The organism is Aequorivita todarodis, from assembly GCF_028561335.1.
Taxonomy (GTDB): Bacteria; Bacteroidota; Bacteroidia; order Flavobacteriales; family Flavobacteriaceae; genus Aequorivita; species Aequorivita todarodis.
Genome location: NZ_JAQQTG010000010.1, coordinates 45,461 through 61,604 on the forward strand (window position 1 = coordinate 45,461; position 16,144 = coordinate 61,604).

14 protein-coding genes are annotated in these 16,144 nt (G+C 41.0%); 4 read left to right on the forward strand and 10 right to left on the reverse strand.

From position 1 onward, the window contains the following. Positions 1–14: 14 nt before the first annotated feature. The 5 genes from dnaN to POV26_RS04510 all read right to left on the reverse strand — a co-directional run bounded on the left by dnaN (position 15) and on the right by POV26_RS04510 (position 4,940). Positions 15–1,133 (reverse strand): DNA polymerase III subunit beta, encoded by a 1,119-nt coding sequence (gene dnaN, locus POV26_RS04490; protein ID WP_272855276.1) that lies wholly within the window; start codon positions 1,131–1,133, stop codon positions 15–17. Between the two features lie 108 nt (positions 1,134–1,241). Further along, positions 1,242–2,936 carry a gliding motility-associated ABC transporter substrate-binding protein GldG gene (gene gldG, locus POV26_RS04495; RefSeq protein ID WP_272855277.1) on the reverse strand — a complete coding sequence of 565 codons (1,695 nt, stop codon included), beginning with the start codon at positions 2,934–2,936 and terminating at the stop codon, positions 1,242–1,244. Next, complete coding sequence (gene gldF / locus POV26_RS04500) at positions 2,936–3,643, reverse strand: gliding motility-associated ABC transporter permease subunit GldF (RefSeq protein ID WP_272855278.1); 708 nt, start codon at positions 3,641–3,643, stop codon at positions 2,936–2,938. Before gldF ends, gldG begins: the two co-directional genes overlap by 1 nt. A gap of 158 nt (positions 3,644–3,801) precedes the next feature. Further along, positions 3,802–4,095, reverse strand: coding sequence for a putative quinol monooxygenase (locus tag POV26_RS04505; RefSeq protein ID WP_272855279.1), 294 nt, complete (start codon positions 4,093–4,095; stop codon positions 3,802–3,804). 11 nt (positions 4,096–4,106) lie between these two features. Continuing rightward, positions 4,107–4,940 carry an SAM hydrolase/SAM-dependent halogenase family protein gene (locus POV26_RS04510; protein WP_272855280.1) on the reverse strand — a complete coding sequence of 278 codons (834 nt, stop codon included), beginning with the start codon at positions 4,938–4,940 and terminating at the stop codon, positions 4,107–4,109. A 107-nt stretch (positions 4,941–5,047) separates the two neighbouring features. Here POV26_RS04510 and POV26_RS04515 point away from each other — a divergent pair, with 107 nt between their 5' ends. Then, positions 5,048–6,001 carry a PhoH family protein gene (locus POV26_RS04515; protein ID WP_272855281.1) on the forward strand — a complete coding sequence of 318 codons (954 nt, stop codon included), beginning with the start codon at positions 5,048–5,050 and terminating at the stop codon, positions 5,999–6,001. Positions 6,002–6,156: 155 nt separating this feature from the next. After that, on the forward strand, positions 6,157–7,110 hold the full coding sequence (locus POV26_RS04520) for a phosphoribosylaminoimidazolesuccinocarboxamide synthase (protein ID WP_272855282.1): 954 nt from the start codon (positions 6,157–6,159) through the stop codon (positions 7,108–7,110). On the opposite strand, the gene POV26_RS04525 is transcribed toward POV26_RS04520, so the two are convergent. Together POV26_RS04525 and POV26_RS04530 are read right to left on the reverse strand one after the other, a co-directional pair. Beyond that, a complete protein-coding gene (locus POV26_RS04525; RefSeq protein ID WP_272855283.1) occupies positions 7,107–8,465 on the reverse strand; it encodes an acyloxyacyl hydrolase in 1,359 nt (452 codons plus the stop codon). The two genes, POV26_RS04520 and POV26_RS04525, sit on opposite strands and share 4 nt — an antisense overlap. Positions 8,466–8,467: 2 nt before the next feature. Continuing rightward, on the reverse strand, positions 8,468–9,739 hold the full coding sequence (locus POV26_RS04530; RefSeq protein ID WP_272855284.1) for an acyloxyacyl hydrolase: 1,272 nt from the start codon (positions 9,737–9,739) through the stop codon (positions 8,468–8,470). A gap of 80 nt (positions 9,740–9,819) precedes the next feature. Here POV26_RS04530 and POV26_RS04535 point away from each other — a divergent pair, with 80 nt between their 5' ends. Further along, positions 9,820–11,193, forward strand: a complete 1,374-nt coding sequence (locus POV26_RS04535) for an alanine/glycine:cation symporter family protein (RefSeq protein ID WP_272855285.1) — start codon at positions 9,820–9,822, stop codon at positions 11,191–11,193. On the opposite strand, the gene POV26_RS04540 is transcribed toward POV26_RS04535, so the two are convergent. From POV26_RS04540 to POV26_RS04550, 3 genes are all read right to left on the reverse strand, one after another. Then, positions 11,190–12,170 (reverse strand): hypothetical protein, encoded by a 981-nt coding sequence (locus tag POV26_RS04540; protein ID WP_272855286.1) that lies wholly within the window; start codon positions 12,168–12,170, stop codon positions 11,190–11,192. The genes POV26_RS04535 and POV26_RS04540 overlap by 4 nt on opposite strands. Continuing rightward, positions 12,130–13,560, reverse strand: coding sequence for an MBOAT family O-acyltransferase (locus tag POV26_RS04545; RefSeq protein ID WP_272855287.1), 1,431 nt, complete (start codon positions 13,558–13,560; stop codon positions 12,130–12,132). Before POV26_RS04545 ends, POV26_RS04540 begins: the two co-directional genes overlap by 41 nt. A 125-nt stretch (positions 13,561–13,685) precedes the next feature. After that, positions 13,686–14,771 (reverse strand): M42 family metallopeptidase, encoded by a 1,086-nt coding sequence (locus POV26_RS04550; RefSeq protein ID WP_272855288.1) that lies wholly within the window; start codon positions 14,769–14,771, stop codon positions 13,686–13,688. Positions 14,772–14,900: 129 nt separating this feature from the next. On the opposite strand from POV26_RS04550, the gene POV26_RS04555 reads away from it, so the two are divergent. Continuing rightward, on the forward strand, positions 14,901–15,596 hold the full coding sequence (locus tag POV26_RS04555; protein WP_272855289.1) for a DUF4294 domain-containing protein: 696 nt from the start codon (positions 14,901–14,903) through the stop codon (positions 15,594–15,596). The last annotated feature ends 548 nt before the right edge of the window (positions 15,597–16,144 follow it).

Genomic DNA, 16,144 nt, shown 5'->3' on the forward strand with positions numbered 1-16,144 from the left:
TGGCGGAGGGGTTTCTAATTATTCAGCATCACCGGCATCACAAGCATCGTAACCGTTTCGCCCTCATCCAATCCATCTACGGGAGTTAAAATTCCTGCGCGGTTGGGCAGACTCATTTCCAAGGAAACTTCGTCGCTTGTAAGGTTGTTCAACATTTCCGTTAAGAAACGGCTGTTGAAGCCAATCTGCATATCGTCGCCTTGGTAATCGCAGGTCAAGCGCTCTTCGGCTTTGTTGCTGTAGTCGATATCCTCTGCGGAAATGTTCAGTTCGGCACCCGCAATTTTCAAACGGATCTGATGTGTGGTTTTGCTGGAAAAGATGGAAACACGGCGCACGGAATTCAAAAACTGGTTTCTATCGATAACCAATTTATTGGGGTTTTCCTTCGGAATAACCGCTTCGTAGTTCGGGTATTTTCCATCGATCAAGCGGCAAACCATTTCGGTATTTTCAAAAATGAACTTGGCATTGCTCTCGTTGTATTCAATAATAACATCTTCTTCGCTGCCTGCAAGTATGCTTTTTAAAAGGTTCAACGGTTTTTTTGGCATAATAAATTCCGCAGTTTGCGAAGCGCTGATGTCGTCGCGGGTATATTTTACCAATTTGTGTGCATCGGTTGCCACAAAAACCAGGTTGTCTGTTGAAAACTGAAAGAAGACCCCGCTCATCACTGGGCGTAAATCATCATTTCCGGAAGCAAAAATCGTTTTGCTGATAGCGGTCGCCAATATATCTCCCTGCACCACGGTTGAGGAAGGATCCTTCAATTCCACCGCATTTGGAAATTCCTCGCCACTAGCGTATGCCAAGGCGTATTTACCGTGATTGGAACTGATCTCTATGGTATTGTTATCTTCAACGGTAAACGTTAAAGGCTGCTCGGGAAATGTCTTCAGCGTTTCCAGCAAAAGTCTTGCGGGAACACAAATCATCCCTTTTTCAGTGCTTTCTACCTCCAATTTGCTGGAAATGGTGGTTTCCAAATCGGAAGCGGAAACGGTAAGCGATTTTTTGTCTAAGCTGAAAAGAAAATTATCTAAAATAGGCAGGGTATTGTTGTTGTTGATAATACCGCCCAAAACTTGCAGTTGCTTTAATAAATACGAACTCGATACGATGAATTTCATAATTTTTTCCCGCGAAGGCGGAAATCTTTTTAAGGTTATCCTATTATTTTATGTCGTTTTACAAATATATTTCAATTGAAGTGTTTGTTAAAACAAACTTATCAACATTTAGCGGGTATATCTGCGTTTGCGGTAGAAGGTAAAAGCAATTCCGAAAAGCGCCAGTAAGCCCAACGGTAACAGCAGGTTAAGCATTTGCCACTTTGCACGTTGTTCCACGGTTTTTTGCGGATCGAGAAATGGCACCGCAATTTGCCGCGTGCGAATGTTTATAAGTCCGCTGTCGTCCAAAAGGTAATTGACCGTATTTAGCAAAAATTCCTTGTTGCCGTAAAATTGATTGGTCATTTTATCGAAGCCAAGTTCGAGCGGACGATTGCCCTGCATTTGGTTTTTAATTATATCGCCGTCGCTGATTACCACCATTTTTGATTCCTTTCCGTCGTCAATATTTTTTAGGTCCCCTTTCAACTTTAAAGGTTTCACACGATTTTTAAATACAGAAGTGAATTTTCCTTCCAGCAAAACCGCAAGCGGAATTTCCCCGGCATTGTACTCGTTTGGGTTTGGGCCTTCGTTCACTACCTGTAAATTCTTCGGGATTTCCACATCAAAGTCAATAGGGAAGGGCAGTCCCACGATTTTCGAAATAGGCGAGGTGGAAAGCAGCACGGTCTTTTTAATGTTGTTCGGCAGCGTATCGATGGCACTGGCGTAATCAAATTTAACGGCCTCGATGTTTGAAACTATGGGGTGATTGTTTGCACTGCTGCTCAACGGACTAAAGAACCACGGATAGCGGTTGTACTGCGCTTCGCGTTCGTCGCCACTTGCCAGAACGATAGGGGCCGAATACACATCTTTTACCAAATTTGGATTGATGCGGATTCCGTATTTAAAGAAGAAATCATTCAAATTCAAATCCTTTCCGAAGACAAAGGTTTTCCCGGTAACGGTATCGGTTTGCATCTGTGTTGCATCCAGCAACCACAGCGATTTACCCCCGTTCATAATGAATTGGTCCAGCACATATTTCTCGGCATCGCTGAATGGTTCCGTAGGTTGGGCCGCAACGATTAAATCAAAACCCTCCAAGACTTTCAGTGTCTTTTCAGGGTTGGTTGCGACCGAATCCAAGGTAAAGGGCGCGATAAAATAATACTCCCGAAGCGTTCCGAAGAAATCGGCAATATAGCGATCGTCATATTCTCCGTTTCCTTTCAGAACAGCTACTTTTTTGGATTTTTCCGTTGCCAATTTTTTAAACCCATCCGCAAAGGCATACTGCAAATTTTGAAGCGAACTATTCACGCGTTCTTCAGAAGTGGCACCCAATTGGTTTTTCAGCAGCGGAATTTTAACCGTTTTGCCATCGTGATGCGCCAACGCCCATGGATAAACAAGTTCGGTGCTTTGCTTGCCGCTTTCGGTTACGGAAATCTGTGCGGGCGTCAACCCAAATTTTTCAAATTGCGATTGAAAGGCTTCGTTGCCTTTTTCGGTGGGATTGATAAACTCAAATTTAATATTGTTATTGTAGGCTGAAAATTCGTCCAACAGCTGCTCGGTCTCACTTTGTAGCCTTCGGAATTCCGGTGGAAAATTTCCTTTCAGAAAAACATCGACAATTAGCGGGGAATTTACTTGGTCAACAATTCCCTTTGCTTCTTCGGAAAGGGTAAAACGCTTGTCCTGCGTAAGGTCGAAGCGTTTGTAGAAATAGTTTCCGAGGAAGTTCAAAAGAAGCAAACCTCCGACCAAAACGGCTATTGAAACGATATTTTTTTTAATTGAAGCCTTCATTATTGTTTCTTCAATTTAAAAATGGTCAGCGCAATGAAAAACACCGTTACGCTCAAAAAGTAAATCAAATCGCGCGTGTCCAAAACGCCGCGCGCCACGCTGTCAAAATGCGCCTTCATTCCCAAATTTGAAATATCGAAAGTGGAGGAAGTAAAGCCCTCAAACCCATAATAGAGCGCAAAACACAGAAATACCGCAATGATGAAAGCGACAATTTGGTTCTGCGAAAGCGTGGATGAAAATATCCCGATGGAAGTATAGGCAAACACCAAAAACAGCAACCCAATATAGGAGCCAATGGTGCTGCCCACATCCCAATTGCCGGGCGGATTGCCCAATTCTGAAATTGTAAAAACGTATAAAATTGTTGGAATTAACGCAATGACTATTAAAATGACCGCGCCAAAATATTTTCCCAAAACGATTTGTTTCAGCGAAATGGGTTTCGTCAACAAAAGCTCCAGCGTGCCCATTTTCATTTCGTCGCTAAAGGCGCGCATACATACTGCGGGAATCAGGAATAACAATACCCAAGGCGCAAGTTCAAAATAGGGGGAAAGGTCCGCAAAACCCGAATCGAGGATGTTGTAATTTCCGCTAAAAACCCAAAGAAACAGCCCATTGATCACCAAAAACACGGCAATCACCAAATACCCAATGGTGCTGGAAAAAAAGGAGTTTATTTCGCGTTTTATTATTGATACCATTTTTTTTCTCGCAAAGGCGCAAAGATTTTTTAAATTTTTCTAAACTTCTAAACTTCTAAACTTCTAAACTCATCCCTCATCCCTCATCCCTCATCCCTCATCCCTCATCCCTCATCCCTCATCCCTCATCCCTCATCCCTCATCCCTCATCCCTTAAACTACAAACTAACAACAGTATCCACGCTCCAAGCTTCCGCTTTAGCTCTGAACATCGGCTTTGTTACGCTCCAGACTTCTTTGAAAAGTTGGCTGTTTCGGTAGTTTTCCAAATCGGTTTCATCATTCCAACGGCTATAGGTGAAAAAGATTGTTTCGTCATTTTTATCCTTGTAAAGTTCCAGAAAAGTGCAACCCGGGAAATTTCGGATCTTTTCTTTTACGGTTTCAAAATTAGCCAGAAAAGCAGGAATCTTTTCCTTTTGAAATTCCATTTTTACAATTCTTGTGAACATGTTTATCTATTTTAGGAACTAAAATTGACCATTATCGCATCCCTATAATCCAGGCCAAAGAGCGAGGAAGCGCTTCCCACCGTTTTGGAACTGCTTTTATAAATAGCCAGCTCCAGATAGTTTGATGAATTCCAAAGGGCCAGTTTTTTGCCGTCTTCCTCACGCTTTCCGGGCGGATTGTCAAAGTTGATGGCATCGCTGTAATGGGTGTGTATTTTGTTGAGACTCACCGTTCTGGCATTTATCACAAAATTTCTTCCACGCCCTACTTCGTCAAATAATTTCTTTGTTATGTTGCTGATCACATTGCCATAATTGTCAATATAAATTATAGTGCCGTTTATTTGGTCCATCGTATTGCTGACTGCTGGGCGTATTCCCGTCAATTCCTTTATTTCCGTAATATTTTTGCCGATCACGTCCAATGTGCCGCCGCGCGCAATGTGGCTGGCAACCTTCACAAAAACATCCAAAACGGGAAAATTGCTGATTATACGGTCGTGGATATTTATTTCAACAATTTTTTCAGGCCGTATTTCCGAAGTGAGCATGGAGATGATCCCGTTGTCCGCACACACAAAATAATGTCCATCCATCAAAACCGCAATATGCTTATTTTCAGGATTTAACTCAGAATCTACCCCAATAATATGGATGCTTCCCTGCGGAAAACTTTTGTAGGCATTTTGAATTATGTATGCGGCCTCGTGAAGGTGGAACGGCGAAATGGAATGCGAGATATCAACAATTTTGGCATCCTCCATTTCGGTATAAATTGTTCCTTTTACCGCACCCACAAAGTGATCTTTCTCTCCAAAGTCAGTAGTAAGTGTGATTATTGGCATATGCGGATTGTTGATATTTTCTTAAAAGAGTTACCACAAAAATAGGTTACTTTTGTTAGTGGCAAAACTATTTTTTGCATATTCTAAATAATAAAAAAGCACGCCTTTTGAACGAACTTATCATCGAACTTACAGAGATTAGCCCAAGGGATTTCTTCGGTCTTGAAAACGCTAATATTGACCTTCTTAAAAAATATTTTCCCAAACTGAAAATTGTGGCACGGGGAAACAAAATCAAAACCTATGGCGATGAAGACGAACTGGAGGAGTTTGACCGCCGCATCAGCATGCTTTTGGAGCAATATTCCAAATACAACAAGATTGACGAAAATGTAATAGAACGGGTATTGTTGAGCAGAAACAAAGAGGAATATGAAACGCCAGTGGGCAGCGGCGAAACAATCGTACACGGCGTAAGCGGCAAACCCGTAAAGGCACAGACAGCCAATCAACGAAAATTGGTAGCTTTAATGAGTAAAAACGATATGGTTTTTGCCGTGGGTCCGGCCGGAACCGGAAAAACATACACAGGTGTAGCGCTTGCTGTTAAGGCGCTGAAAGACAAGGAGGTAAAACGAATTATCTTAACAAGACCTGCGGTTGAAGCCGGAGAGAACTTAGGGTTTCTTCCAGGAGATTTAAAGGAAAAACTGGATCCGTATATGCAACCGTTGTACGATGCGCTCCGCGATATGATTCCTGCGGAGAAATTGGCGTCGCATATTGAAACCGGGGTAATACAGATTGCGCCCTTGGCATTTATGCGCGGGCGGACTTTGGACAATGCTTTTGTAATTTTGGACGAAGCCCAAAACACCACCCACGCCCAAATGAAAATGTTTTTGACCCGTATGGGAAAAAACGCCAAGTTTATGATAACGGGCGATCCCGGACAGATTGACCTTCCGCGCCGTGTTATTTCTGGGTTGAAGGAAGCCTTGCTGGTTTTAAAGGACGTGAAAGGCGTGGGAATGATTTATCTGGACGACAAAGATGTAATCCGCCACCGTTTGGTGAAAGAAGTGATTGCCGCCTATAAGAAAATTGAAAACGTAGATTAAATTACAAATTTTCAGTTTGATTGTTTTTGTTTTTTCAAATCACAAATCACATCCCGATCGCTATCGGAACACAAATCACAAATTAACGAACCTGCCTGTCGTGCCTCTGGCAGGCAGGTCCCGAATTAACAAATTAACGAATTAACGAATCCCAAATGCCAAATACAATAATCGCAACAAATTTCAATTTTCCCGGACAGAAAAGTGTTTACCACGGAAAAGTCCGTGAGGTTTATACTTTGGAAAACGACCTACTTTTAATGGTTGCCACGGACAGGCTGAGCGCTTTTGATGTAGTGATGCCAAAGGGAATTCCGTACAAGGGCCAAATCCTGAACCAGATTGCGACCAAAATGATGCGCGATACCGAAGATTTGGTGCCCAATTGGTTGATAGCAACTCCAGATCCAAACGTCGCCATTGGCGAGGCCTGCGAACCTTTTAAGGTTGAAATGGTAATCCGCGGGTATCTAAGCGGTCACGCGGCGCGGGAATACAAAGCAGGAAAACGCATGCTCTGCGGGGTTGCCATGCCCGAGGGAATGAAGGAAAACGACAAGTTTCCGCAACCCATAATCACACCGGCAACCAAAGCCGAAATGGGCGCCCATGACGAAGATATTTCCCGGGAGGATATTTTAAAACGCGGAATTGTTTCCGAAGCGGATTATCTTCAGCTGGAAGACTATACCCACAAACTGTTTCAGCGGGGAAGCGAGATTGCTGCCAAGAGAGGATTGATTTTGGTGGATACAAAATATGAATTCGGAAAAACGAAGGATGGCAAAATTGTGTTGATTGATGAAATACACACGCCGGATTCCTCGCGCTATTTTTACGCCGAAGGGTATGAAGCACGCCAAAAAAACAACGAGCCACAGAAACAACTTTCGAAAGAGTTTGTCCGCCAATGGTTGATCCAAAATGGTTTTCAAGGGTTGGAAGGGCAGAAGGTACCGTATATGAGTGATGAATATATTGAGACCGTTTCGGAAAGATATATTGAGCTCTACGAAAATATTACCGGTGAAAAATTTGTAAAGGCAGATGTTTCAAACATTCAAGAACGTATTAAGAGCAACGTACTGGCCTACCTCTCTAAAAACTAAGGAATTGCGCTGTCGCGGAAATTAAAGCTGTGGACATAACCTAAACTTAGTTCAGAAAAATCTGCTTGCCCCAAATTTGAATTTATATGGGCCGCGATATACAAATTGTTTTTAGGCTTTTTTTCCATCCCAAACATATAATACTTTAAGCCCAATCTACCGGAAATGAGTTCCTTAAACTTATAAAAGCCATCAAAGTTTCCAAGGACCCAGCCATCCGGAATTTCTCTTGGCGTGTTGTCCCATCCTTTGTTTATTCGCCATTCTAATTTATAAGCCGGTTTGTGCAGATTAAATCCTATTTGGAGATCAACACCTATGTGATTCATTAAAATCTCACCATTTAGGCTAAGTCCCAAATTTGTGGAATAATATACAGGAGCGCTTTTAAAATAGTCATATTCCTTTCCATTGCGAACCAGCCATTCGTTCTCTTTTATGTAATCGTAATAATGTTCGTAAAACCTGAAATAAAAACCAATTCCAACTTTTAGGGTATTGTTATAAACACGCCCGTATTCGCCGGCAAAAGTGTAAACATATTTTTTTTCGTTAAAAGCTAATGCGAAAGAGTTCTGTCCATAACCTCCACGGGCCGCAAAATAATTATAGGCCGTTTTTGTCAACGTGGAGTCCGCTACAAAATCTGTTGATCCGGTTTTATTTATTGGATTTTTTATATCTGCTGAAAGACTCAGTAGGTACGAATTAAACCCTTTGTTATGCAGGCGCGTATGCCCATTGGAATGATGCGAATAACCCATCCCCAACTGCAAATCAATATCTTTTGAAGTGAAAAACTGATAGTATAAATACATGCGGCAAGCCCAGGTAATATCTGTAGTTACCGCTTGGTTTCTCGGGTTTTTGTCAGCTTCATATTTTTTTGTGAAATAGGAAGCGCCCATCCCGGCAAGTATGCTAAAACCATCACTTTTGAAAGCTTTAAATTTTATAAAGGGCATCAACGAAAATGCCAGTCCTAAACTATCCTTATTCCCAAAATCGGTAATTCCAAAAGAATACCCGGTTTTGGGGCCTTTTAACCATTGGGACCATTCTTGGGTATTTGTGGATTGATACCTGCCAATATTAAAAATTAATTGCTTCTGTTGCTTTGTTTTTGGAAAATCAACATTGGCTTCCAGTGTTTTTCCAAAGAGAATTTCCGTATTGAATAGCAACGAATTGTCTAACCATTTTTGTTGGCCTTGGCCTATTGCCGAAAATATATAAAAAAAATGGAGAATGAAAAACAGCATAACAATTTTATGCCGTAAGTACCTGCTACGCTTGATAAAAGTGGGATATGTGGCTGATGTGGTATAATTGAAGTAAGCAATAAATTTGTCCATATTTATTGCCCTGCCCGTGTTTTCAAATTAAAATTGTGGACATACCCGAAACTCAATTCAGTAAAATCGGCTTGTCCTAAATTAGCGTTGAGATTAGCCCCTAAATAAAAATTATTTTTCGGTGCCTTTTCCATTCCGATTAAATAATACTTAAGACCCAATCTGGAGGAAATTCGGTTTTTCTTTTTGTAGGTTCCATCCAGCGTTCCCAAAACCCAAGTATCTGAAATTTCCCGGGGCGTATTGTCCCAACCTTCATTAATCCGCCATTCCATTTTGTAAGCGGGTTTATGGAAATTAATACCCAGCTGCAGGTCGATGCCCACGTGGTTCAAGAATATTTCCCCGTGAAGGCTTAAACCGAGGTTGGTGGAGTAGTACCAAGGATTGCTTCTAAAATAATCAAACTCTCTTCCCGGCTGCACCAAAGACTCATTTCCTTCAATATAATCGTAATAATGTTGGTAAAAACGATAGTAAAAGCCTATCCCAACTTTAAAGGTGTTGTTGTAAACCTTGCCATATTCCCCAGCAATGGTGTACACACTTTTTTTGTCGTTAAACGCCAAGGCAAAAACATTTCGGCCCAGCCCGGCGCGTACGGCAAAATAATTATATACCGTTTTCTTATACTCAGGACTGGTTGCGCTTTGGGCCTTTTCGGGGCGGTTTAAAGGATTTTTAATATCAGCCGAAAGGCTTACCAAAAACGAATTATATCCTTGGTTCAGCAAGCGCGTATGGCCATTGGAATGGTGTGAATAACCTATGCCCGTGCGCCAGTCTATGTTTTTTGTTGAAAGGAATTGATAGTTGAGATACAGCCGAAAAGCCCAAGTAATATCGGTTGTAACAGCTTGATTTTTCGGGTTTGTTTCCGCATCGAATTTTTTTGTGAAATAGGAAGCGCCCATTCCAGTCAGAATTTTCCAACGATCACTTCCAAAAGCTTTAAACTCAATAAACGGCATTGCCGTAAACCCCAGCCCCAAACTGTCCAGGTTTCCAAAATCAGTAACCCCAATGGAAAGACCAGTCTTTGGCATTTTCAATCGCTGCGCCCATTGTTGTGGATTGTTTGTATGATTTCGCCCAAAACTTAAAATAACTTGCTTTTGCAATTTTGTATCGGGAAAACCATCATTGGCCTCCATCGTTTTTCCGAAAAGGATTTCAGGGGTAAAGGTAAGCGCACTTTTTTTCCAATCCTGCGCTGTTTGGGCGAAGGAAAAAAAAGGCACAAAAAGAAGGAAAATGGTTAGTCGATTCTTCATTTGGCGCTGCAAGTAACAATTTCCCTGTTAATTTTAAAAATTTTAACCCTACATTCGTTGTAAATATTTAAAAACCAACCTTGGAAAAAATAGATAATTTAATTGCTGAAATAGCCTCCTTGGCATGGGGTTTACCACTTTTGATACTATTGATAGGCGGCGGATTGTATCTTTTGATCCGAATCCAGTTTTTACCCTTTCGATATTTGGGACACGCCCTGGCCGTACTCCGCGGAAAATATGACAACGAAAGTGACGCTGGCGAAATAACCCATTTTCAAGCTTTGACTACCGCGCTTTCCGCCACTGTGGGAATGGGTAATATTGCTGGGGTAGCCGTAGCCATTGCCATTGGCGGGCCCGGTGCCGTTTTTTGGATGTGGGTGAGTGCCGTTATTGGGATGTCCACCAAGTTTTTTACGGCAACACTCGCCATTCTCTATCGTGGAAAGGATAGCGAAGGAAAGATCCAAGGTGGCCCAATGTATTTTATTACGGAGGGCTTGGGCAGAAAGTGGATGCCATTGGCCATTTTTTTCAGCGTTGCGGGATTGGTCGGTGCTTTGCCGGTTTTTAACGTAAACCAACTTACACAGGCCATCAACGACATACTCTTGAAGCCCGCTGGACTATACAGCGGGTTTAAAACCGATTTGATAATCGGTTTGGTTTTGGCTTCACTAACCGCCATTATCATTTTGGGAGGCCTTTCCCGAATCAGCAAAACGGCTTCCAAAATGGTGCCCGCCATGGTCTTGCTTTATTTTGCTTTGGTACTTATTATTCTTGGGGTCCACATAGACGTAGTCCCGAAATATCTGGGATTGATTTTCACGGATGCCTTCTCGGCAAATTTTTACAAGGGGGATGCATTTTTAGGCGGCGTTATTGGCGGGATCATCCTTTTGGGAATCCGTCGCGGGGCCTTTTCAAACGAAGCGGGAATAGGAACGGCGCCCATGGCCCACGGGGCGGCAAAAACCAACGAACCTATTCGTGAAGGTTTGGTGGCGATGTTGGGCCCGGCAATTGATACGTTGATCATCTGTACCCTAACTGCGCTGGCAATTTTGGTTACGGGCGTTTGGCAGAGCAGCGATGCAAACGGCGTTAGCTTAACGGCTTCGGCTTTTGAGGAAAGTATTCCGTATTTTGGAAAATATGCCCTATTGGCCTGTATTGCAATTTTCAGTATTTCTTCGTTGTTTTCCTATTCCTATTACGGCAGCAAGTGTATGTCCTTTCTTTTTGGCGCAAAAAATATGGGGATATATAATTATTTCTACATACTGAGCATCCTTGTGGGAGCTACCACTTCTTTGAGCATGATGATTAATCTGATAGATACCTTCTTTGCATTGATGGCAATTCCTACGATGACAGCGACTATAATTCTCGCCCCGAAAGTGATAAAAGAAGCGAAGATCTATTTTGAAAAATTAAAAAAGAGTTAGTTTAGACTGTCGAGTCTGCGGTTCACTAAAGCGGTGAATTTCTTTGCTCCATCTGGGTTCAGGTGGTTTTCATTCAGAAAATCATATACCGTAAAATTGATGGTGTCGGTTTCCTTGTTTAGGAGAATCACGTTGTCGTATTTATTTTTGATAACCGTTAATACACTGTCTCGACGGCGAACGATGTTTGGATTTCTTTCTTTTAAATAAGTTTTATAAAGCGGGAGTGTGCAGACAACAACCTTTAAATTTTCCGCTTTTGCATACTCCAACATTTCAAATAAAAAAGCTGTGTTCTCTTTGAAAATTGTTGGATCCTCCCGGGTTATTATTTTGAATTTATTAGTTGCGATTTTCGATTCATTATAATTCAACTTTTTGAAATCGCCGTTATAATTATTGGTGTCAAAACCATATTCGTTGAGCTTTTGGGAGCTGGATTTGTACACATAATATTCCATAAGCTTATAGGAGTAGAAACGTGTATTTGAGAGATAAACCAATCGATCCTTAAACCACGTGGGCCTTTCAAAGGCGTTTACGCCGTAATACTTCAGATAGATCGTGTTTTTCCAGTAATCGGCGGAATGGTGCGGTAGTTCCAAATGATTGTAGGAAACTTCCAGTAAAACATATTTTAACTTCGGAAGCCTATCTTTGGTTCCTTTCAGAATATGAAAATCTTCGTTGTGATGTTGTGAAGTGGAACTCAGGTTTATGGCAATTTTCTCTGAAAATGCGGGATTAAAGCCACATTTCATCTGTGAAGACCCCAAACCCATTACTTCAATTTCCTTAGCATGCGTGTTTAGGTAGTTGCCAAAAACTTTGTAATTGATAGGAATGTTTAAAACCAGCAATTCCAAAATAAAATAAGCGATGACCACCGGAATAAAGAAGCCCAGGCAATATTTTAAAAAGCGAAGTTGTGTCTCGCTAAAACTGAAAATAGATAAAGTCTTCTTTCGGCCCGGCATATCGGAAAATTAAAAAAATGAAAATGTAATAAATAATCCAGCGCGTAGGTTTGTTGATATACCCGTCAATTTGGGCCAACGGGAAATCTTTTAGTCTTGTTATTATTTCTGACGCCATCATTATAAAAACGAAAATCAGGAATTTTTTGTTTACCATCGCCCCAAAATTTTCGCTCGGAATAAAGGAAAAAATTCTTTTTAAAACAATTTCCGCTTCCTCAATATTTTGACTTCTGAAAAGTATGCTGGATGCAGTGATAAAGACAAAGGTGAAAATTGGCAGCAAAAACCTCGGTATCGGCGATTGGTGAAATAGGCTGGATTTCCGGTTTTTCGTCAAGGGAGTACGCTCCAAAATTATCAAGACCCCCTGAAACACCCCGAAAATAACAAAGGTCCAATCGGCACCGTGCCAAAGGCCAATCAACCCCATGGTTAAAAAGATAGCCACGTTACGACGAATTCTGTTGCGTAGGTTTTTTTGGATTATGGGAAAATACACATAATCATTAAACCACCGTGTGAGTGTGATATGCCAACGTTGCCAAAAATCGGTAACGCTTTTTGCCAAATATGGAATATTGAAATTTTTGCTCAGTTTGAAACCAAAGAGCTTTGCTGTTCCAATCGCAATGTCAGAATATCCCGAAAAATCGCCATAAATCTGAAAAAAGAAAAGCACGGAAGCGTAGAGCAGTGTCAGGCTGCCGTAGTCTTCGGGACTTGCATACACCGTGTTTACAATAAGCGCGGCGTTATCTGCAATTACCATTTTTTTGAAAAGTCCCCATAAAATTTGCCGTAAACCTTCTTTTACTTCTTCCGTATTGAAAGCACGTTTTTTATTGAATTGCGGCAACAGATCGGAGGCTTTTTCAATAGGCCCCGCAACGAGCTGCGGAAAGAAGCTTACAAAACAGAGAAAATTGAGAAGGTTTCGGGTAGGAGCAATGCGGTTTTTATATACATCAATGGTATAGCTCATTGTCTGGAAAGTATAAAAGCTCAACCCTACCGGAAGAATCAAATTCAACGTGCTGAACGCATATTCGCCCTGTTGCATGTTAAACAACAGTGCAAATTCATCTATAAAAAAGTTGTAATATTTAAAGAGGAAAAGAACCCCCAAATTCCAAATAATACTACTGTAAAGAAAAAGTTTTTGCCTGCCTTTCTCACCGGTGCCTTTAATGGCGAGTGCTGCAAAATAATCTACCAATGAGCTTGCAACAATAAGAAACAGGAAGCGCCAATCCCAAAGTCCGTAAAAAAAGTAGCTTGCAAGAAGCAGGATTGCATTTTGGATTTTTATTCTTTTAAAACCAACCGCCCAATAAAGCAGAAGTGTAATGGGAAGAAACAATCCAAATGAAAAGGAGCTGAATAACAAAGGTTGCTGGATTTTGGGGTAAATATAACAAAAAAGAGTCCTTCTCAAATTTTCATCTGAAAAGGACTACATTTAAGATTGTCAACAAGGTATTATTTTGTTGTAAAACCCTAATTCTTAGAAATTTATTCGAAATAGTTGAAGGTTTCCCCGTCCTTTATATTAAGGAGCGTTTCATAAATAAGTTTAATCACGTTCTCAACGTCATTTCGGTGGACCATTTCAACAGTAGTATGCATATAGCGCAAGGGTAGTGATATCAGGGCACTTGCCACGCCGCCGTTGCTGTATGCAAAGGCATCCGTGTCTGTTCCCGTAGCCCTGGAAAGCGCCGCACGTTGAAAGGGGATCATATTTTTTTCGGCCGTATCCACTATCAAATCCCGAAGCTTTTGTTGTACTGCCGGTGCATAAGCAATTACGGGGCCGCAGCCAATCTCTGCCAGTCCCTGTTTCTTTTTGTCTATCATCGGGGTAGTGGTGTCGTGGGTCACGTCCGTTACGATTGCGATGTTGGGTTTAATGCGTTCTGCAATCATTTCGGCACCACGGAGCCCAATTTCTTCCTGTACGGAATTGGTTATATAAAGTCCGAAAGGAAGTTTCTTTTTGTTTTTGTGCAGCAGTCTGGCAACTTCCGCAATCATAAAACCGCCCATTCTATTGTCCAATGCACGGCATACAAATTTATCCTCGTTCAAAACGTGGAATTGATCGGGATAGGTAATCACACAGCCCACGTGGATACCCATCTTTTCAACTTCCTCCTTATCCTTGGCCCCAACATCTATAAAGATATTTTCGGGTTTTGGGGCTTCTTCTTTGGCCTTATCGCGCGTATGGATTGCGGGCCAGCCAAAAACCCCTTTTTTAATTCCGTTTTTAGTGTGGATGTTTACAATTTTTGAAGGCGCAATTTGGTGGTCGCTGCCGCCGTTTCTTATAACATAAAGCAATCCATTGTCGCAGATATAATTAACGTACCAGGAAATTTCGTCGGCGTGGCCTTCAATGACCACTTTAAATTCGGCTTTGGGGTTTATAACGCCCACTGCAGTTCCATAGGTATCGGTAAAAAAATCGTCAACGTAGGGTTTCAGGTAGTTCATCCACAGCTTTTGGCCGTCCCATTCATAGCCTGTAGGGGAGGCATTGTTTAAATATTCTTCTAAAAATTTCAGTGATTTGTCATTCAATATTGAAGTAGTCATAAATTATTTTTTCTAAAAAGATGTATGTTCGGTAAAATTAGCGATTTCTTATTAAGCCCAACAACGCAATTTGCTTATTTTTGGAACGTTTTTGGATAACACAAAGCTTTTTTGATTAAAACTGTTTAAATGAAAATTAGCATACCTATATATATATGTATTGTACTGTTTAGCGCAACCGCCTTATATGGTCAAGTAGATACGGGATCTCTTGAAAAGCAAAAAGACTCCACCGAGATTATGTATTATATAGTTGAAGGGGATACCATTGCCCGTGAAATGATTAATCTAGATGAAGTCTATCTGCTTAAAAAAGTAAAGTTTATGTCAGAACAGGATAGACGCCGGTATTTAATACTTCGCAGAAAGACCAGAAAAGTTTATCCGTATGCAAAACTTGCCGCCGAAAGATTGACCACAATGACCGAACGGTTAAAAACTATCGAGAAAAAAAGCGATAGAAGGAAATATACCAAACGTGTACAGAACTATATTGAAGGCGAGTTTTCTGACAAACTAAAGAAATTGACCCACACTGAAGGTCAGATATTGGTAAAACTCATTCACAGACAAACGGGCCGGACCGCGTATGATCTTGTAAAAGAATTACGTACTGGCTGGCGTGCCTTTTGGTACAATACCACCGCCAATCTTTTTGAGATTTCCCTGAAAGAAGAGTACAAACCTTTTGAAGTAAAAGAAGACTATTTAATTGAGGATATCCTCGAAAGATCCTTTCGGGAGAATATACTGGAGCGCCAGGCTCCAGCGTTTCCAATTGATTATCTGGATTTGACCGCTCATTGGAACAAAAAAAACTGTTAATAACTAATAGGCAAAACAGTTTGCACAGAAGTTTTAAAGATAGTATTTTTGTGGTTCGCTCTTTTAGTTTTTGAATGCTTTCTAATTTGAGAAGAAGCTTGGTTTTATAGGGCTATATAAGTTTTTACCTGTTTTTTTTCACTTCTTGAATATCACTTTATAAACTTTTTTGTTTTATAATTTGGTCGCTTTCAGTCGCTTGAAACCTGTTAATAAAAAACATTCAAAATAAATCAAATTTAGTTTGGTAGATTAAAAAAAGGCGTTGTATATTTGCACCCGCTTAGAGAGATAGGCACGGTCTTAAAAATGGTGAAAAGGAAATAATAGTAACGGTTCAACTCCGTTCCACCAACAATTGACTCTTTATTTTTAAATAGAGAAAAGTTCATTGAGATATTGAAATTGACAGCGTATGTCCGCGTTCCGTTTACGGTTCGCGGGCAGACATTAGAAAACTAAACTAAGTGAGAATCCCGAGATTTTTTTTGAGAGTCGGGCTCTTTATGGAGTATGGTCGCAATATTATTGAAGATCCTACGATGAAG